We start from the raw sequence: 19,121 nt of genomic DNA, 5'->3' as shown, positions 1-19,121 counted from the left end.
ATAATAACTGGTCCGCTATATCACTTTGAATGGAATCATTTAATGTGGAATCTTCTCCCAACGGTTGTTCTAGGCCCCTTCATAGAATGGAAAATTGGAAGTGTCGCGCTTGTGATTGGATTCTTTACTTCTGGTTGGATTGGAGCCCTTATTTTCTGCTTTGGGTTTGGCGGGTATATTCAGTCAGCCTTAGGAATAAGCATATACATTTGTCTGTTCTATGGTGCGTCTATATCAGTTTATGCTTTGTTCCCAATGTCCGTGTTTGCTTTTTTAATAAAGAAACCTGATTTTTCTTTAATTACGAAGGCTATTTTAACGGTGGCATTCTTTACTCTTATATTAGGAATATTGCCGAAACAGAATGCGACAGACGCGCAAAAATTTGTACAAATTGCACATCTTTCCGGCTTCCTTGCTGGAATTATTTGTGTAATTATGATTTTTGCATTACGAAATTGGAAGAAGGTCTTTTGCAGTTTTTTTAAGCAGATTGACTGACTAAAACGCAATGTTCTAATAGAAATTAGGAGAAGGTTTGTGTTTACCTTTAAACGTGATTCAGTAACCGTTACAAACACTACTATACCCACCGAAATGAAGGAACCCTTCGAACCAAGCGTGATGACCAGCCCGCGGATGCCGAGTTAGGGAGAGAAAAAATCTTGAAGAACATAAAGAAATTTACTGAAACAACGTCAACGGATATGGATGCCTTCTTCGCCGAGATGATGCAAGACTCCAGCTACAGGAAGCTAGCCGAATCTGAAAAAGCCAAACTGGCAAGCGCCTACGCTGTTCTAGAGGCAAGGCAAAATGCGGGATTGAGCCAACAGGAACTTGCAAACAAATCAGGCGTTCCTAAGACAACGATTGCGCGTATTGAACAAGGAAATAATACAAGCATCGAAACGCTAACCAAAATCGCAAATGCTTTAGGCAAGCAAGTAAAGGTCTCGATAGTTTAAGCGATAGGCCGCTAACGCCAATCTTAAAAATCGCGTCAACCTCCCCTTTTTGTGAGAAGTTGACGCGATTTTAGTCTAACTGATCTTCTTCGGACACGATTAACCTTACGCAGGATCCATTTTAACCTTCGCCAACCCCGCACGCACCTCATCCCCCATCGGAATCGACGGGAATGCGCCGAGCTTCTGGACAGTAAACGAGCTGGCCATGCTGGCGTAAGTTTCCGCATCGACAATATTGCCGAGATCGGGCTGAAGGTTGCTGACTAAAGCGCCGATAAAGGTATCCCCTGCTGCCGTAGTATCCACAGCTTTGACCTTGAAAGCCGGGACGAGGGTTGCCTGACCATCCAGCGAAATGAAAGACCCTTTCGAACCAAGCGTGATGACCACCCCGCGGATGCCGAGTTGATGATAATACGCGGCGGACTGGCGCATGCTGGCTTCATCGGTAACCGGAATGCCGGTAATCAATTCGCTTTCAGTCTCGTTGGGCGCGATTAGATCAACATTTTTCAACAGCGCTTCTGGCAGATCTTTTTGCGCCGGTGCAGGGTTTAAGATAGTTACTTTATCCGCAGCTTTGGCGATTTTGAATGCTTCGGCTGTGGCAGCTACCGGCGTTTCCAGTTCAGCAACCACAAAGTCAGCCGATTGAATCAAGCCAGTCGCCCGCTGCACATCCGCTGGCGTCAGTTCAAAGTTGGCGCCATGTTGAATGATGATCGAGTTTTGGCCCGATGCTTGGAGCAGAATATATGCCTGTCCGGTTTCCGTGTCTGCGGTGGTCGCAACATATTGGGTATCAATTTGATTTTTCACCAACTCGCCACGCATGAAAGCAGCATTGGCATCATCCCCGACACGCCCGATGAAACTGGTCTTAGCGCCAGATCGCGCCGCCGCAACCGCTTGATTGGCCCCCTCACCACCGGCAGCTTTAGAAAAAGCATCCATTTGAATTGTTTCTCCCGGCTGTGGCAGTCGTTGAATGTGTAAAATAGCATCCACATTGATACTGCCAATGACGACAACATGATTAGGCATAAAGACCCCTCCATTTTTCCATTTAAAAGGGACCGCATTCGGCCCCTTTTTTGTTTACCTTACCGCGCGACATTGCTTGACCAGCATAGCATGAAGCTTACTTGTTCGCATCCTCGGTGGTGACTAATGACAGTGGCGATTCGATGTTCTTCTTAATCGTCTTGCCGTCAAAGTGCCCCATATCGGCAATCACTTGTGACAGTTGAGTGTTGATGACAGTCCCTTTTTTCAATGCTTCCCCCTCCTTGTGAAAATGCCATGACGATTAGCCGCGGTGGTTTGCTATTTTCGTTGAGCCGCGTTTCACCAATTTCACTGGCAGTTCAATCGTGTTACGTGTGTTATGCTCGCCACTCATCTGCGCAACCAGGAGTTCAACAGCTTGTTGGCCTAACTGATCAATTGGCTGGGCGAGGGTGGTTAAACCTGGTGTCATGAAGCGTGCCTGGCTGACATCATCGAATCCGACCACCGCGTAGTCAGCCGGTATCCGCTTGTGTTGCTCATACAAGCCGCGGTAGACTCCACTGGCGACATCATCATTGATCGCGATGATCGCCGTGGCATTGGTCTTGACGATCTGTGCCACCGCTTGCCGACCGCCTTCCGGATTAAACGCGCTGGGGAAAATCAGCGCCGGATCTAGCTGGACCCCATACTGCGCAAATGCTTGCTGATAACCTGCCATCCGATCCTTCAAGTTAACAGTCAATCGTTGCGGTAACACGAATGCGATGCGGCGGTGGCCCAACTGCAACAGGTGATCGGCCACCAGAAACCCGGCATGCCGTTCGTCAATCCGAATGCTGTCGCCGGTCATCAGCGTGGTCGCCTGATCCGTAAACACCATGGGCAGATTCAACTGCTTCCCGACTTTTTGGACAATTTCCTGTGAAGCTTCCGGCGCCGCAAGAATCAGACCGCGTTGGGTGCCACCCAGAAACTGTCGAATAAAATAATCAACATTTTCATGGAACCCATTAATCGAAAAGATTTGCGGAAACAGCCCGCGCGGAATGGCGGCTTTTTCCACGCTGACGACAAAGCTGGCGAAGAATGGGTTCATCATATCGGGAATCACGACCCCGATTGAGTTGCCGCGCTTGCCGACCAGGCCCCGGGCAAAAAGATCCGGCTCATAGCCCAATGCTTCTTTAGCGGCCAGCACCCGTTTGCGTGACTTTTCGCTAAACCGCGCGCCTTTGCCATTTAAAATTTGCGAAACAGTGGTGACGGAAAGCCCGGTTTCCTTGGCCACGTCCGTAATCGAAACTTTCTTCTTCACACCAACCACGACCCTATTTGCTGAGTTAGGTAAAACGTTTTACTTAATCTTGCAAACCAAGCTTACCCCGCACATGGAAGCGCTGTCAACTAAATCAAATCATTTTTCATGAAACAAATTTAACTTAAATGAACATGAGGCTGGTTTGTTAGGTGAATTAACTGCTATACACCGGCCTGCAAAGTGTCATCTCACGGATCTTGTGTGAACCAGACTTTTTGTTAACTTGAGGTGCGTATCTGTATTGCTGAAAACATGATTCTGTTGCATAACAGTGGTATCAATCAGTTTGTGAATTCTGTTCAATATCTGTGAAACTTTTTTTGTTGGTCATATTGCGCCCGACACTTTCTTCGATGCAAAAAAATAAATCGTTATCCCAAAACTTTTCGGGATAACGATTCAGCTGCTGCTTACAGCAATTTTTCCTTGATCACATCTCGTCGTGCCAACAGCGGCATGATGAAACCAAAGCCGAAGAGGACGATGACGGAGATGATATTCATGATGAGCTGATGGGTCCAGCCGTTGGTTCCAAACACAACTTCCTGAGGTAAGAAGCCTAGTGTTGCACAGATAAAGGTAAAGACGAAGCACCAGCCGCCGACTAGATAGGCACCGGTTTTGCTCTTGATAAAGGTGTAGCCGGACGTAAATTTGTCGGCTTGAGCGCGCAACGCCAGGAAGGCCACGAACACGAGCGCCGTTTTATACGGTGACACAATGCCGTTTAAATTCAGCAGCCAGTTGAAAATTGCATTGATGTTCGGCAATGTGCCCGACAGCAACAACAGGAACAAGCAAAGTGAGGCGGTGAAAATATAGCTATGTACTGGCCGCCCTTGCTTATTCTTCTGCAGTAACCACTTCGGCATAAAGCGCATCGCCGTATCGGCAGACAACACACGGCTAGAGGCATCAATCAATACCGCCAGCTGAGCCAACATGAACAACAGCTGCGTAACCGCAAACAGATACATCAGCGTTTTACCCCAGCCCCACGCCTTACCTAGCATGGAAAAGGCATAGTAGGCGCCGTTCATTTTCAAGTCATCCGGCAGATGGTTGGCGTTGAACCACACGCCTAATGCGAGCGAACCGAAAATCACCAAAAACCCGGTCATCAGTGCCAGTGCCCACATCGCTTTAGGAAATTGCTTCTTCGGGTTCCGCAACTGCGCGATATACGTAGCCCCCAGCTCCGCACCGGAAGTGGCAAAAATCAGCAGCCCGGTGGTCGCAAAATAATGCAGTGAAAAATGGGGTCGAAATGCGTCCCAACTAAAGTGCGTGGCTGAAGGCATCCCCTTAGCCAATCCCGCCGCGGTCAACGCCACAAACAGCACCGCCATCAAAAACATGGCTGCTCCGCCGATAAGCGACATTACTTCAAGCGACCGCGAGAACAGATTCTCCAAGACGATGAATAAAAGAATAATGGCAAACGTCAGCAAGCCAAATGTCAGATTCGACATCCGCTTACCCAAGCTATTGTCGCCGAGAATCATCCACGAAAGCGCCACGATAACGGCATTGGACACGTCAACCAGATAAGGCAGCGTCTGAGCCCAATAAATCCAGCTGGTCCAATAACCCCAGGTATCCCCCAGCGTCCGCCGCATCCAGGTTGCCAACCCGCCACCTTCATCAGCCCGGGTAAAAGTCGTCCCCAGCTGTGCCGCAATCAGCGCGTACGGGACGATGTAGACGATTAATAAAATCACCCAGTTGATCACAACAGACAGGCCTTGATTTTGAAATGGGTAGAAGATGTTTTCAAAACCAATAACCGTAATAAAAACAAGTAAACTCAAAACTGGCCAGCTCATATAACGCTGGGGTGTCAGTTCATTTTCTTGCACAATTTATTGCCTCCAAATACAAACTAGGAGTGCGGGTCGCTTAAGCTTCCAGTTACCCGGGCACCAAGCTGACTTGCGTGGGTTCTGATCGTCAGGTTAAACGTGTCCGAATGCCATTTTAATCACCGGTCATCCACCGATTTAATGACGGTAAACCAGACAGTCAGCCACGCTTTTGAACGCCGATCGAGAACCTCGCATCTCCTTGCCGTAAGTATAAATGAAGCTTCATAAAAATAATAGTGTTTCACAGCGCTGTGCCAGTCTATACCAACGTTTCAGATCGTTGTTACACGGGAATTGGTAGCGTTTTATAAAAATATTTTTACTAAAAAATAAGCCACCCCATCATAATGAGTGACTTACTTTCGATGCCTCTGGCTAGGTTGCTATCCCTGCAAACTAGACGATGATTTTACCGCGCTCACCTGAACGTCTTCGCTTAACGTTGCCCAATGATTGGTCGGCCCGTGTCCATGGCCCACAAAAATGCCTTGGCTAATGGCGCCTTCAAGAAATGCTTTGGCTGTGATAATCGCCTTCTTCAGTGACTCGCCCTTTGCCAATTCGGCCGCAATACAGGCGGAAAAAGTGTCGCCGGTACCGTGCGTATTGCCAGTGGCGATGCGTGGCGACCGTACCCAAAAACTGCTGCCGTCTGCTAACAAAATGAAGTCTGAAGCTTGGGCATCTTGACGGTGGCCACCTTTGATGATGACATTTTTGACGCCGAGTTCCTGAATCGTTTGCGCTGCCGCTGTCATATCGGTTTCACGCTTAATGGGATGCCCCACAATGATTTCTGCTTCCGGCAAGTTCGGCGTCACCGCATCGGCTAGCGGCAATAGTTCCTGCTTAATCGTTGCAACGGCTTCCGGTGCCAGCAGCGTTGCCCCGCCTTTTGCGACCATAACGGGGTCCACGATCAACGGACCGAAATTGACCTGTTTAAGATTACGGACAACGGCGTTCACATGCTCACTATCGGCTAACATGCCGGTTTTGCATGCCTTGATCGCAAAGTCTGCCGCCAATGATTGAAATTGTGCATCAATGAAATCGTCAGGAATCGGCAAACTGGCTTGGACGCCGTATGTGTTTTGCGCCGTGAGTGCCACCACAATACTCATGCCAAACACATGACGTGCCTGAAAGGTTTTGAGATCCGCCTGCATACCGGCACCACCGCCTGAATCCGATCCAGCAATGGTGACGACTTGAGGCGTGCTGTTAATCCTCATTTTATAACACCTCTTTCAGTTTAGCGCTGAGAGTCTGGACCTTCTGTGCCGTATCCGAAGCCTGCATGATCTCGCTGACAATCGCCACGCCGGCAATTCCGGTTGCCTTAAAGGTGTCAAGATTATCCGCCTTAATCCCACCAATCGCCACTATCGGAACTGAAACTGCCGCTGTGATTGCTTTTAGCGTTGCAAGTGACGTCAACGGAGCAGCGGCCTTGGTTTGGGTTGGAAAAATAGCGCCCACCCCAAGATAATCAGCACCGGCCGTAACTGCAGCGGTGGCAGTCGCAACTGTTTTGGTCGAGACGCCCAGTATTTTGTCGGGACCAAGCAACTGCCGCGTAACCGCAACCGGTAATTCATCATCGCCAATATGCACCCCGGCTGCGTCGACTGCTAGACAAACATCCACCCGGTCATCAATGATCAACGGAATTCGATAGCGGTCGGTGATCAATTTAACCTGTTTTGCCAGCGCGTAATAATCACGGGTTGTTAGGCTTTTTTCCCGTAATTGCACCATTGTGACGCCATTTTCACACGCCGCGGCAATCTTGGCTAAAAAAACTTCAGGCGAATCGGCGTACCGGTTGGTGACTAAATAAAGTTGTAAAGCTTCTGCATTCATAGTGCCTGTCCTTTCACCTTTTGAATCCAATCTTGATGCGTTGCCAACAAGGATAATTGATCCAGTGTCCTCTCTCTAAATGACGCGAGGCCGCCGGTGTTTTCGGCTGCGGCCACTTCACCGCAACAATTAAAATAGCTAACGGCAACGACCACAGCTGCATCGTTTGTGAGCCCTACCCCAAGCAGCGCTGCAATCAAAGCACCAACAATATCACCGGTTCCCGTGAAGCGATCCAGTTGCAAGACGCCATTTTCCAGGCGCCACTGGCCATGAGCGCTGACCACCAAGTCTGTTTGCCCGGTTGCCAAAAAAGTGGTCGCGGGAAAACGCCGGGTCAACTGCTTCAGCGCTTCAGCAAGTTCGGAAAATGCGGCAGGGCTTTGATCTAGCTGGCTGCCATCCACCCCGCGGCCGGTACTTTTCAGACCACTAAAGCGGCGCATCTCGGAAATATTGCCTTTAACCACATTCGGGTGATTCGCCAACAACTGATGCCCTAATTCATATCGCAATTGGGTGGCGGAAACACCGACCAGATCAACCACAACCGGGGTATGCGTTTCAGCCGCAAAACTACCCGCCGCTAGCAGACTCTTTTCACGTTCTGGCGAGATATGTCCCAAGTTAAGCAGTAAGGCATTATTTTGGGCAAAAAATTCCGGAAATTCCTGCACGGCATCGGCCATTACCGGCTTGGCATCAATGTACAAAAGCGCATTGGCCATGGACTCGACTGTAATTTCATTGGTAATGCATTGAACTAACGGCGATGAAGTCAGTGGCAAGGCGGATTCAAACGCCTGTTTAAAGCTTGTGGTTACGGATTGATTCATGGGGTATGTGCCTCCTATAAATTATTCTTTTTGAAGTGCGGGTAAAGCGGTTAAAAGATCTTTTGCAGCCGGCGGGTTAAGCCACTATGGTCAAGTTCGTATAACACAAACAAGGCAATCAGCGAGCCGGAAATCGCGCCGCCGAAAAATCGCGGTGTGTAGACGAACCAGTATAGCGACTGACTGCTGCCGGTGAACCAAACCATCACCGGGTATGACAACAGCGAGCCAATCAAACCGGTGCCGAGGATTTCACCAGCTGCTGCCCATACCGACCGCCTGCCAATGCGATAACCGATTCCAGCCAACAGTGCGCCAAACACCGCGCCGGTTAAAGCAAGCGGCGGGATGCCCAATAATGTCATCCGCAGCAGCGCACAGGCAAAGGCCATAACTGTGGCATAAAGCGGCCCCATAACAACGGCAGCAACAACATTGACAACACTCGACATCGGCGCCATCCCTTCAATTCGAAATAAAGGTGACAACACCACGTCCAATGCGATCATCATGGCCAATATTGCTAGCCGTTTAACGCGATTTTGCGTCATTGTTGCGACTCCCTTCCGGCCACTTTTCCAGGTGATAGGCCATCTCCCAAAAGCTGTATTCCATCTGAGTACTGATTCGAAAAGCGGCTAGCATCTGCTGCTGTTCTGCCGATGTGCTGTGATCGTATAATCGATCGACCAATGCCACCGCGGCCTGCTGATCATCCGCGTTGGCCGCTCCGCTGTATGTTTCAATCCAGCGTTGATAAATTGGCACCGGTGATTGGCGCTGGGCTAGATATTGCCCGACTTCTTGATATAACCACGGACACGGCAACATCCCCGCGATGGCCACGTGCGGCGTTCCGGCAACTAATTGGCGATACATATGCGATACATAATGGTAGGCGGTCGGCGCAATGGCAGTTGCTGCCACTTCGACGTCGGTGATCATCAGCGTGTCAAAAAAGTCCCGCCGCACCGCCAACTCGCCTTCTGCCAGTCCCGCGGCGGATTGCGCTGCATAAGCTTTCAGGTCTGATTCCTGAGCCTGCTGGGCGATTAACGCATACAACCGACTAAAATGTTTTAAATAATACGCATCTTGAATGAGATAATAGCGGAAAATGGCCGGATCAAGCGTCCCGGCTTGCAATTCAGTCAAAAACGGATGGGAAAAACTGCCTTCCCAGTACGGCACAACTTGTTGCCGGGCAATTTTGGAAAATTTCATAAGCACTCCTTCATTTAATGACTTTGTTGTAGTACGCGTTAATCTGTCGCGGGCGGTGTCGGTCCCTGCACAATCGCTTAAACACCGCGCGACCACCTCTTTTTGATCCTCAAACTAACGGGCAATTAGATTCAAAAGGACAAAGCCCCCCACCATGGCGATCAAGCCGCACCATGAACTACGGATGGTTTGGTGAACCGTTCGCGCTGCTCCTTCGGTATAACCATGGGCATACATGGCTTTGACGTACTGGTCCTGCCACGACATGGCCACAAAAATCACCTTCACATAAATCATCGGCGACCACGCGTGCAACTTTTGGCCACGTAACAGACTCGCTTCACGAATAGCAGCCACTTCATGCATGATTTGCGGCAAGGCGTGAATCACAACCAGTAATCCGTAAACAAAATTAGGGGATAATTTATGCTGCTCCAGCCATAACAGCAAGGTCTCTAAGTCAACCCCGATAAGAAACACCAACCCCAACGCGGTGAAAGCATAGGTGCGAACCCACAGCAACAAAGCGTAAGTCGTATCCGTACCATGCAGGGTAATTGCCCAGTACGTGCTGGCAGCCGGGATCAACGGTAACAAGGCCAAAACGACGAGACTGTTAAACGCCCGCCGCCATATTAAAAAACCGCTTGCCAGTCCGATCAACGCTACATTAAGACTCACCGCATGGCTGAAAGATATTTCAAGTGTCAGCAGCAGAATAAATAAACTCAGATTCACTGCATTGGTCTTTTTTACTGGCATCATGTCACTCCTGTAGAATGTGTAACCGGTGATCGGCAAGTGCCACATGCTGGTGACTGATGCCAGCTAGCGGAGCCAGTCGGTGCGTCACAATCAAAAACGCCTGCTTAGCTGCTTTTTCCTTGATCCACGCGGCAAAGAATGCACAGGCACGTTCATCTAAGCCGCTAAACGGTTCATCTAACAGCAAAAAAGTTCGCTCCAGGCTTAACATTGCGATCAGCTGCACCATTTTTTTCTGGCCTTCGCTCAAGTGATACAGGCTGCCGGTTTGTTTTCCTGTCAGTCCCAAATAGGCAAGGGCAGCTGCCTGGCGTTTGCGTACTTTTGGCGTCAAGGCTGGCCCAAATGCAAGTTCATCGGCGGGAGTCAATGTGACAAACTGCTTGCCGGCATCCTGTACCGCCAATGTCATCGTCCGGTACAGTTTTTTAGTGCGGCGTAATCGGCGGCTGTCGAGAAACATCCGGCCGCGATACGGATGCAACTGCACCATTGCCCGCAGCAAGGTTGACTTGCCGCTACCATTAGCGCCTGTCAAAGTCGTGATACCGGTATTAAACTGCCATGTCGGAGCCTGCACCAAAATTTGGTGATTCCGGGCGCAGACAACTTGGTCAAATCGTAGCAACGAAACGGTGGCTGCATTGGCTTGGGTTAAGTCAAACCGGGTGGGAATCGTGGTCAAAGTTGTGAGTGGCAGCCTGGTCAGCTGGCCGTCTTTCAAAGCAACTAGCGCATCGGCTACTCCGGCGTAATCACGCAAATCGTGATCCGCAATCACAATCGTTTTACCAGCATCGCGCAATCGGCCTAACTTGGTAATCAACTGCTGGCGGCTGACCGGATCAATACTGGCAAACGGTTCATCCAGCAATAAAATGGGCGGATTCATTGCTAGCAAAACGGTTAATGCTGCCCGCTGCTTTTCACCACCGGAAAGTGTCTGCAAGTCACGATTTAACAACGCTTGCGTATCGCCCAGTGCCACGGCCTGCTTACTTCTTTGGGCCATGGCTGCTGCAGACAAGCCGAGATTCTCCAACGCAAAGGCGAGTTCGCCGCTTAACGTCCGCATGGTAAATTGTTGATCAGGATTTTGGAACAACATGCCGACCTGCTGCGCTTTTGCCTGCATACTGGCTCCGCTGAGATCATGATTATCAAGTAAAATCGTGCCGGAATAGGTCATTGGCGCAAACCCGGCGATTAAATTGAGTAATGTGGATTTGCCACTGCCGCTATCACCTGTCAGGACCGTTAACGCACCTGTCGCAAACTCAAAACTCAGGTGATCAAACAGCGGCGTTTCCCGGTGGAACTGTAAATCTTTCAACCTAATTCCCATTGACTTTTACCTGCCAGCAAGGCGCTTGACACCAGCTGCTTGCTCGTAAAGCTTCATGACCAACTGCACCAAAACGACGCCAAAGAAAATGACGGACAATAAACGTACCGTGACCAAGCCTAAGATCATGCCGAAGCTGTACGCGCCATAACCCAGCTTGAAGTATTCATAAGTGAAACTAAACAAGGTGGTGCCCACTGCCGCCAAAAGCAAGCTCACCGTGTCATAGCGCCGGTATCGCGTCACAATAAATCCGGCCTCGCTACCTAGTCCCTGAACAAAACCGGATAGCAAAACGGCAGGGCCAAAATAAGAGCCATAAAGCATTTCGGCCAACGCAGCCAAACACTCACCAAGAATTGAACTCCCTTTCTTCCGCAACAGCATGGTCGTCATCGGTGCAGCCATCACCCACATGCCAAACAGAATCTCGTTAGCAAAAGGTGCATAGCCCAGTGGTGTCAAAGCCGCCGCCAACACGGCATAAATTGCATCGGCACCCATGAAGACACCGCCAAACAAGAAGGCTAAAAACGCCAACAAGACCACGTCACGCAAAGACCATCTATCCATCAAAAAAGCCCCTCTTTCTTCGAACAAAAGACAGACGGGGGCCTAAGCAGTCACAATCAGTCATAACCATGTTTATGTGTGAATCTCCATCAACTTCTCCCGCCAATCGGTTAGCGAACAGGTCAACTCAAAGAAAAAGGACCCGGCACCAAACACTGGCGGGGTCCATGAAATCACAAATAAGCATCGTCATAAAACGATTGATCTTAGCGACATTTCCCTGCGGCAGTACTAACTGCATCAGGTTCCATGGGTATTATCTCAGCTTTTCAGCACCCCAAATGTTTCTATTCGATTGTAAAGGCAGTATAGCATGTTTTATTTGAAACCGCTAGCACTTGGAAATCAACTGTATGCCGCGTGCCATCACATGCTATAATCGTCCTAAATATTAGAAAACGATAAGAAGGTGCGAGCATGGTTAAAACCTTAGCCAATTTTCTAAACTTATACTGGAAGAGTTTGCGCGAGTTCTTTAAAGCCTCACCTTTGTACGCAACCATTCTTTTTATTCTGGTGCCCATTCAGTCCATTCTGCCTGCAGCAACGATTGCCGGTTCTCAGGCACTTTTGACTGCATTAAGTCACCACGATTCACCGCTCGCACCAGCTGTCGTTTGGAGTGTCTCGGTGATCGCCTTGGGTATTGCCGGGCCGGTTGTCACGTTAACGCAAGGCTTACTGACAGACCAACTTGTCGCGCATATCAATTTAGCCTTGATGGCACACGCCAAAAAGCTCAAAGGCATCGCAACATTTGAAACAGCGACCTATTATGACGAGCTGGAGTTTATTCGGTCCCAAGCCAGCTGGCGGCCGGTTAACCTGATCGTTTTCGGCCTTGATCTTCTGCGGGGAACCTTATCAATCGTGTCATACATCGTCTTATTGTCACAGTTTAATTTTGTTGTGATCTTATTGGTTTTATTACCGATTATTCCGCAAGCAATTTTCACCTATAAGATCCAACAAGACGCCTTTGAAACGATGGTGGACCGAAGCCCGCAATCCCGTAAAATGCAATACTACGCCAAAACGTTACTGGCGAATACGGATGCCAAGGAAGTTCGGATTTTTAATGCCTTTGATTTTTTTATCAAGAAGTATCAGCATACATTCCAGCAAATTCACCGTCGCCTCAGTCAAGTCCGTTTGAAGCAAATGCGTATTTCAGGCGTCTATGCCTTCATCAACGGGGTGGCGCTGGTTGCTTCACTGTATTTAGTCATCGTTGGCATTCAAAGTGGCAACTATCCCGTGGCTTCCTTACTCACATTTGCAGTGACCGTCGTTTCGTTGTCCCAAAGTCTGGGAAGTTTAGTCGAAAGCTCAAGCCTGTTGTATGATACGTTGTTATTTATGCAGAAGTATTATCAATTTTTGAACAAGAAAGACGTCTTAACCACACCCCAAAATGCCGCAGCTTTGCCAGACAAACCATTTGCAATTGAATTTCGCGATGTTTCTTTTGCTTACCCCGAAACGAATCACAAAACCGTTTTGCAACACGTCAATTTTAAGCTTGATCCCGGTACAACTGTGGCGGTTGTGGGCGAAAACGGCTCTGGTAAGTCCACGCTGGTTAAGCTCTTATTACGCCTATACGATGTTTCTTCGGGTCAGATTTTAATTAACGGTACGCCGATAGAGCAATTAAACGTCGATGCTTATCGCCACCAAATTCGCGTTGTCTTTCAAGATTATTCCAAGTTCAACTTGTCACTGCTGGAAAGCGTGGGCATTGCCGATCTGCCAAACTTTAACGCGCAGAATGTTGAATTGGCACTGAAAAAAGCCAGCGCATGGGATAACTTTTCAAACCAGCAGATTGACTTGCAAACGCATTTTGGCAAGCAATATGAAGATGGCATTGAAATCTCTGGTGGCCAGTGGCAAAAAATTGCCATAGCCCGGGCTTTCTTAAATGACGACCATGCCCACCTAGCGATTCTGGATGAACCAACCGCTGCAATTGATCCGCGCAGTGAGTTTGAAATTTATCAACATTTTGCCGAGCTAAGTCAAAATAAAACCGTTCTTTTTGTCACCCATCGACTTTCTTCCGTAACGATGGCAGACAAAGTGTTATTCCTTAAGGCCGGCAAGGTTGTTGGCTTTGCGCCCCATCAAGTGCTGATGCAAACGAATGCAGCCTATGCCGAAATGTACCGAATGCAGGCAGAAGGCTACGTTAAAGGGCTTTCGCAGTCTGAAACTGAATAATTGCCATGTCAGGAAACGAATTTGAATGAAACATGAGTTATCTTTCATCTATCAAATGTATCGGACGTTCACTTAGAAATCATCTTTTGAAATTTTACAACTGTCTGACTAGAAATATTCTGAGCTGCCATGCTATACTTACGGCAAGCAAAAAGCCGTCGCGTTTGCGCACGACGGCCGGGCATTCGCCCTTCCAGACCCATCTAATGAACGATGGCACTTGGAATTAAGCAACTAAAAGCCGCCGAATCCCGGGGAAGGACTTGCGGCTTTTAGTTTGCCTATTTTTCTCGAAATAATTCGAGCGCCTGTATGAGTTCGCATATTGCCTCAACCAATCACTCAACATATTTTTTGTCGTCTGACTAGAAATATTCTGAGCTGCCATGCTATACTTAAAGCAAGCAAAAAGCCGTCGCGTTCGAGCACGACGGCTGGGCATTCGCCCTTGCAGACCCATCTAATGAACGATGGTAACTAGGATTAGGCAACTAAAAGCCGCGGCATCCCAGCGAAGGAATTGCGGCTTTTAGTTTGCCTATTTTTCTCGAAATAATTCGAGCGCCTGCATGAGTTCGTTTACTGCATGAAGCAGCTTGGTCGTCGCCTTGATCAACTGAGTTACCCCAATGACTAAGACTACCAACGAACAAACGCAGGCCGTGATCGCTGTTACAACATCGATCACTGACAAACAGGTGCACCTTTCTCATCAATGTGTGGGTTATCGACAATTTGCCCATACACACCACCTACTTTCTGAATCAGGTACCACCGCTCATTATCCTTATCTGCTGGCCTCAGCTTATCAGATTGGCCGTTATCTTGCCGAAGCTGCGTAAGATAACGGCAGTTTCGATTTTTATTTCGCACTTTATGTAAGTGCCTCATTCCCGAGCTTTTCCCACACTTTTATAATTACTTTTTTCTGATTAAATTTTTCTCTAAAAATTTTTATTCCAAATAAAAGTAGTCCCGAATTACAACTTTTCTTAGGAGACTTAATCTTGACCACAAACATCACCATTCGTACTGAACAGCCATCCGATTACCGGACAGTTGAAACCATTCATCGCAATGCTTTCTGGAATCTTTATGTGCCTGGGGCCGATGAACATTATCTAGCCCATATTTTACGCGATCACGCTGACTTCATTCCTGAACTGGATCTTGTCATAACGCTGGACGGACAGATTATTGGCAACATCATGTATACCAAGAGTAAATTGGTGACTGCAACCGGTTTGGAGAAGCCTATTGTGACATTCGGACCGGTCAGTATCACGCCAGCTTATCAGCGACGTGGGTTCGGAAAGCAACTAATCGAAGCATCCATGCAGCAAGCAGCCAACCTTGGCTATGGCGCGATTGTCATTTTTGGCGATCCTGACAATTACGTCGCCCGCGGCTTTCAAAGCTGTCAAAAATTCAACGTTTGGGCGGCGGACAATACCCAACCAACCGCGATGTTAGTCAAAGAGTTGCAGCCGCAAACGCTAGCCGGGCAGAAGTGGTTCTACCATGAAAGTCCCGCCATGACTTATGACCCCGCGGACGCACGCAAATTCGATGAGGGGTTCCCGGAAAAGCCCAAGCATCATCAAGCTAGTCAGGAAGCTTTTTATATTTTGAGTCACTCCATCTTGAAATAATTTTGTCAATGAATGCAAAAAGCCCGTCATGCTTCACGGTTAATCTCCGTGTCACTAGCATGGCGGGCTTTTTTGTTATCCCAATATTATTGGATGTATGCAGTTTTAAAGTCATATGGTGTCCCGTTAGGATTAAACGATACACCTTTGACACTTGACCGCAATAGCTGCAAGTTATTGGCTTGATACAACGGCAGCGTACCTTGGTCTTTCATCAAGATCTTTTCGGCATCCTGCAACATGGTCCAGCGTTTCTGGGGTTCATTGCCGTACTTGGTTTCCGTTTCACTCAACAGCTGATCCAGTTTGTCATCTTTGTAACCGGATGTGTTGTAGCTGGAATTGCTGATCCACACATCCAAGAAGTTGTACGCGTCCGCAAAGATGGATTGCCAGCCGGTGACGACCATATCGTAGTTGCTTGACATCATTGCTTGCAGGCGTTGGGCCTTGGGGATGCTCTTAATCGTCACTTTGACATTTGGCAAATCTTCAAACGCGCCTTGCAAGTATTCGGCTACCTGCTTGGAAACATCTGCATCATCTGCTAACAGGGTCAAGTTGAGCTGGCTTTGACCGGCTTCTTTCATCCCTGCTTCAAACAATTTCTTGGCTTTGTCCTTGTCGTAAGCAACCGCACTTTTCACCTGCGTGGTTTTGGCAAAGTCGGCACCGGTTTTCTGGTTCGTATGCAGTCCAATTGGAACAAAACCCAAGGCTGGCTTGGAGCCATCTTTCAGAACCTTCTTTGTCAGTGCGGCACGATTAATCATCAGAGAAAAGGCTTGGCGCACTTTAACATTTTTGAAGGCTGGTACTTGTTTTTGATTCAAGTCCACGCGGGTCATATTGGAGGAAATGCGCTTAACCGCGTCTTTGTCATTCAGATGTGCGGCTGCCTGTTCGCCAGTCAGCACGATCGAATCCAGTTTCTTCGTTTGATATAGATTCATGCCGGTTTGAACATCTTTAATGACGGTTTCATTGATCTTGGCCAGCTTCACATGTTTTTTATCCCAATACTGCGGGTTCTTAACCAACGTCCAGCTATCACCCGTCCCGTTCCATTTGGTCAGCTTAAACGGCCCACTATAAACCTGGGTGGTTGCCGAAGTTCCAAATTTCTTGCCGTATTTTTCCACCACTTTTTGATTTTGCGGATAATACAGTGGGAAGGCTAGCAACTTCTTGAAGTAAGCAGTCGGATTTTCCAACGTGATGGTTAGGTGATGTTTATCCGTGGCTTTAATGCCCAGATCGCTGGCCGGTTTCGTACCCTTAATGATTGCATTGGCATTTTTAACCGGAGCAAAATAAAAGGCATCGGTGGCTTTGGTCTTAGGATCAACCGTGCGCTGCCAACTATAGACAAAATCCTGCGCCGTAATCGGATCGCCATTGCTCCACTTAGCATTGCGCAATGTGACATGATAGGTCAGCCCATCTTGACTGGTCGTCACTTTCTTCGCCAAGGCCAACTGCGGCTTTTGGCCTTTATCCGTTAACCGATAAATCCCTTCCTGCGTGTTGGTCATCGTCTGAAACGATACCGTGTCAGTTGATTGCGATGGATCGTTAGTGACGATTGACGAGGTTTCCGACCAGTTAAGCGTCTGGTTAGTGCTCGACTTGCCACTGCTGCTACTGCTACTTGACGAACATCCGGCGGCCAGAAGCAGTACAGCAGCAACCGGCAACACTAGCGTCCATTTTTTGGATATTTTCATATGCGCCCTCCAATAATTCCCTTATTGTGCTATTGACAAAATACTAAGCCAGTCTCACACTAATTGCAATGGAATATTAATATTTTTCTCATCAAAAAGGCAGGGATTCTCATTGACAATTGAACTTGATTTGAACCAAATCCAAACAGATTTCATTCGCTATGCCAAAATCAACACCCGGTCTTATCCGGGACGCGCCACCACCCCATCAACGCCTGGCCAAACCGAACTGGCCAAGTTATTAGTAACCCAGCTGCAAGAACTCGGACTCCAAGACGTTGGCTTAAACCCGGAAAATGGCTTTGTCACCGCCACCTTGCCGGCCAACACTGATAAGCCGGTCAAAAGCTTCGGCATCATCGCGCATTTGGATACGGCTGATTACAACGCCGAGAATGTGCAGCCACAAGTCCATCCGCATTACGATGGCAAACCGATCAACTTTGCCAATGGCTTGAGTCTCACAGTTGAACAGTTCCCCGCGTTGAAGCAATATTTTGGTCAGACCTTAATCACCAGCGACGGCACGACGTTACTGGGTGTTGATGATAAGGCCGGGATTGCCGGGGCAGTTGCGGCCGCTCGTTATTTGTTGGCTCACCCGGAAGTCAAACACGGCCTGATTAAATTTGGCTTCGGTCCGGATGAAGAAATCGGAGTTGGGGCCGATAAGTTTGATGCGAAAGGCTTTGCAACCGACTTTGCGTATACCTTGGATAATGGTGATCCCGGGCAAATTGAATACGAGACTTTTAACGCTGCTCAAGCCACCGTCACCATTGAAGGGACTTCGGTTCATCCCGGCGAGGCCAAGGGATTGATGGTCAATGCCAACACCTTAGGCCGTCAGCTCGATGCCGCATTACCGGCATTTGATCGGCCGGAATTCAGCGCCGGACATGAAGGCTACTTTTTACTTCTGAAATTCCACGGCGAAATCAGTGATGCAGAGTTGGTCTACATTATTCGCGACTTTGATCATCAACAATTCGAAGCCCGCAAAGCTTACTTCCAAAAGACGATTGATGAACTAAACGCTCAATTTGACCACCCGCGGCTTAAAGTCGAAATGCACGACCAATATTACAATATGGCCGATATTATTAATAAAGATCCTTACCCGCTCCGCTTGGCTGAAGCTGGCATCAAAGCAGCTGGTCTGACGCCTAAAACCGTTCCATTCCGCGGCGGCACCGATGGCTCAAAGATTACTTATCAAGGTATCCCTACTCCTAACTTATTTAACGGTGGCATTAACTTCCACGGCCCGTATGAAGTCGTCTCAACAGAAGCAATGGGTAAAATTGCCGAGACCTTGATTCATATGGCGCAGTTAAACGCAGATGGCGATATTGCGTAGTTAAGGATTCATTTTGGTGGCGTGCGTCTGCTGCATGCCGGTAATGCTAGCTCTCTATCCACTCGGCCTCATGCAAACAGCATGGGGCTTTTTGCGTGCAACTTTTTCATTTATTTCCCCTTTATCGTAAACTGCCCCAACCCTTTGTCATGCCTCTCATTATCTAACCAAGCCGTCTCACTATTTTCTCGACCAGCTCAAATCGTTATCCACCTCAAACATTGGTACACTGCAGGGAATAAGCACGGTCACTATATCATTCGTCATTCACGACCAGTGGCAGGCGCATTGGCAATCATGCCATTTTTGCCATGTCAGCTTGCAAAAGTGGGACTTTTTGACAGGAAGTTTCTGCGGCATACTGACAATATGGTTGAAAGCG

Annotated in this window: 18 protein-coding genes, 1 pseudogene and 1 riboswitch; of the genes and pseudogenes, 6 read left to right on the top strand and 13 right to left on the bottom strand. The window is 48.4% G+C overall.

Annotated elements, in window-relative coordinates:
- Both ACWP87_RS11505 and ACWP87_RS11500 read left to right on the top strand, forming a co-directional pair.
- Positions 1 to 501 (top strand): rhomboid family intramembrane serine protease (locus tag ACWP87_RS11505; RefSeq protein WP_031541850.1); only part of this gene is annotated, 501 nt, incomplete at its 5' end.
- Positions 502 to 665: 164 nt separating this feature from the next.
- The gene (locus tag ACWP87_RS11500; protein ID WP_014569042.1) at positions 666 to 968 is read left to right on the top strand and encodes a helix-turn-helix domain-containing protein; all 303 of its coding nucleotides are present in this window, start codon (positions 666 to 668) and stop codon (positions 966 to 968) included.
- A gap of 105 nt (positions 969 to 1,073) precedes the next feature.
- On the opposite strand, the gene rbsK is transcribed toward ACWP87_RS11500, so the two are convergent.
- From rbsK to ACWP87_RS11440, 12 genes and pseudogenes are all read right to left on the bottom strand, one after another.
- Positions 1,074 to 2,015, bottom strand: a complete 942-nt coding sequence (rbsK, locus tag ACWP87_RS11495) for a ribokinase (protein ID WP_014569041.1) — start codon at positions 2,013 to 2,015, stop codon at positions 1,074 to 1,076.
- A 166-nt stretch (positions 2,016 to 2,181) separates the two neighbouring features.
- Positions 2,182 to 2,247: pseudogene (locus ACWP87_RS11490) on the bottom strand (D-ribose pyranase); the annotation flags it as partial.
- 33 nt (positions 2,248 to 2,280) lie between these two features.
- Positions 2,281 to 3,300 (bottom strand): ribose utilization transcriptional repressor RbsR, encoded by a 1,020-nt coding sequence (gene rbsR / locus ACWP87_RS11485; RefSeq protein ID WP_014569039.1) that lies wholly within the window; start codon positions 3,298 to 3,300, stop codon positions 2,281 to 2,283.
- Positions 3,301 to 3,713: 413 nt separating this feature from the next.
- The gene (locus ACWP87_RS11480; RefSeq protein WP_014569038.1) at positions 3,714 to 5,162 is read right to left on the bottom strand and encodes an APC family permease; all 1,449 of its coding nucleotides are present in this window, start codon (positions 5,160 to 5,162) and stop codon (positions 3,714 to 3,716) included.
- Between the two features lie 389 nt (positions 5,163 to 5,551).
- Positions 5,552 to 6,403, bottom strand: coding sequence for a bifunctional hydroxymethylpyrimidine kinase/phosphomethylpyrimidine kinase (thiD, locus tag ACWP87_RS11475; RefSeq protein WP_014569037.1), 852 nt, complete (start codon positions 6,401 to 6,403; stop codon positions 5,552 to 5,554).
- Between the two features lies 1 nt (position 6,404).
- Positions 6,405 to 7,034, bottom strand: coding sequence for a thiamine phosphate synthase (gene thiE, locus ACWP87_RS11470; RefSeq protein ID WP_014569036.1), 630 nt, complete (start codon positions 7,032 to 7,034; stop codon positions 6,405 to 6,407).
- Positions 7,031 to 7,870: a hydroxyethylthiazole kinase gene (gene thiM / locus ACWP87_RS11465; protein WP_014569035.1), complete on the bottom strand. Its 840-nt coding sequence runs from the start codon at positions 7,868 to 7,870 to the stop codon at positions 7,031 to 7,033. Before thiM ends, thiE begins: the two co-directional genes overlap by 4 nt.
- 50 nt (positions 7,871 to 7,920) lie before the next feature.
- Positions 7,921 to 8,421 (bottom strand): energy coupling factor transporter S component ThiW, encoded by a 501-nt coding sequence (thiW, locus tag ACWP87_RS11460; protein ID WP_014569034.1) that lies wholly within the window; start codon positions 8,419 to 8,421, stop codon positions 7,921 to 7,923.
- A complete protein-coding gene (gene tenA, locus ACWP87_RS11455) occupies positions 8,402 to 9,094 on the bottom strand; it encodes a thiaminase II (RefSeq protein ID WP_014569033.1) in 693 nt (230 codons plus the stop codon). Before tenA ends, thiW begins: the two co-directional genes overlap by 20 nt.
- A gap of 114 nt (positions 9,095 to 9,208) precedes the next feature.
- The gene (locus tag ACWP87_RS11450; RefSeq protein ID WP_014569032.1) at positions 9,209 to 9,856 is read right to left on the bottom strand and encodes an energy-coupling factor transporter transmembrane component T; all 648 of its coding nucleotides are present in this window, start codon (positions 9,854 to 9,856) and stop codon (positions 9,209 to 9,211) included.
- A gap of 4 nt (positions 9,857 to 9,860) precedes the next feature.
- Positions 9,861 to 11,204 carry an ABC transporter ATP-binding protein gene (locus ACWP87_RS11445; RefSeq protein ID WP_014569031.1) on the bottom strand — a complete coding sequence of 448 codons (1,344 nt, stop codon included), beginning with the start codon at positions 11,202 to 11,204 and terminating at the stop codon, positions 9,861 to 9,863.
- Positions 11,205 to 11,210: 6 nt separating this feature from the next.
- Positions 11,211 to 11,777 carry an ECF transporter S component gene (locus ACWP87_RS11440; protein WP_014569030.1) on the bottom strand — a complete coding sequence of 189 codons (567 nt, stop codon included), beginning with the start codon at positions 11,775 to 11,777 and terminating at the stop codon, positions 11,211 to 11,213.
- Between the two features lie 200 nt (positions 11,778 to 11,977).
- Positions 11,978 to 12,067, bottom strand: a riboswitch (TPP riboswitch).
- A 127-nt stretch (positions 12,068 to 12,194) separates the two neighbouring features.
- Between ACWP87_RS11440 and ACWP87_RS11435 the strand changes: the two genes are divergently transcribed.
- From ACWP87_RS11435 to ACWP87_RS11425, 3 genes are all read left to right on the top strand, one after another.
- Complete coding sequence (locus ACWP87_RS11435) at positions 12,195 to 14,000, top strand: ABC transporter ATP-binding protein (RefSeq protein WP_014569029.1); 1,806 nt, start codon at positions 12,195 to 12,197, stop codon at positions 13,998 to 14,000.
- A gap of 629 nt (positions 14,001 to 14,629) precedes the next feature.
- Positions 14,630 to 14,842 carry a hypothetical protein gene (locus ACWP87_RS11430; protein WP_015764833.1) on the top strand — a complete coding sequence of 71 codons (213 nt, stop codon included), beginning with the start codon at positions 14,630 to 14,632 and terminating at the stop codon, positions 14,840 to 14,842.
- A gap of 165 nt (positions 14,843 to 15,007) precedes the next feature.
- Positions 15,008 to 15,652 carry a GNAT family N-acetyltransferase gene (locus ACWP87_RS11425; protein WP_014569026.1) on the top strand — a complete coding sequence of 215 codons (645 nt, stop codon included), beginning with the start codon at positions 15,008 to 15,010 and terminating at the stop codon, positions 15,650 to 15,652.
- An 86-nt stretch (positions 15,653 to 15,738) separates the two neighbouring features.
- Here the strand turns inward: ACWP87_RS11425 and ACWP87_RS11420 are convergent, their stop codons facing one another.
- Positions 15,739 to 17,379 (bottom strand): peptide ABC transporter substrate-binding protein, encoded by a 1,641-nt coding sequence (locus ACWP87_RS11420; RefSeq protein ID WP_014569025.1) that lies wholly within the window; start codon positions 17,377 to 17,379, stop codon positions 15,739 to 15,741.
- Positions 17,380 to 17,491: 112 nt separating this feature from the next.
- On the opposite strand from ACWP87_RS11420, the gene pepT reads away from it, so the two are divergent.
- Positions 17,492 to 18,739, top strand: coding sequence for a peptidase T (pepT, locus tag ACWP87_RS11415; protein ID WP_014569024.1), 1,248 nt, complete (start codon positions 17,492 to 17,494; stop codon positions 18,737 to 18,739).
- The last annotated feature ends 382 nt before the right edge of the window (positions 18,740 to 19,121 follow it).

Source organism: Lacticaseibacillus sp. 22 (assembly GCF_055413445.1).
The sequence above is the reverse complement of the archived record's forward strand: the minus strand, read 5'-3'. Positions and strand labels throughout refer to the sequence as shown.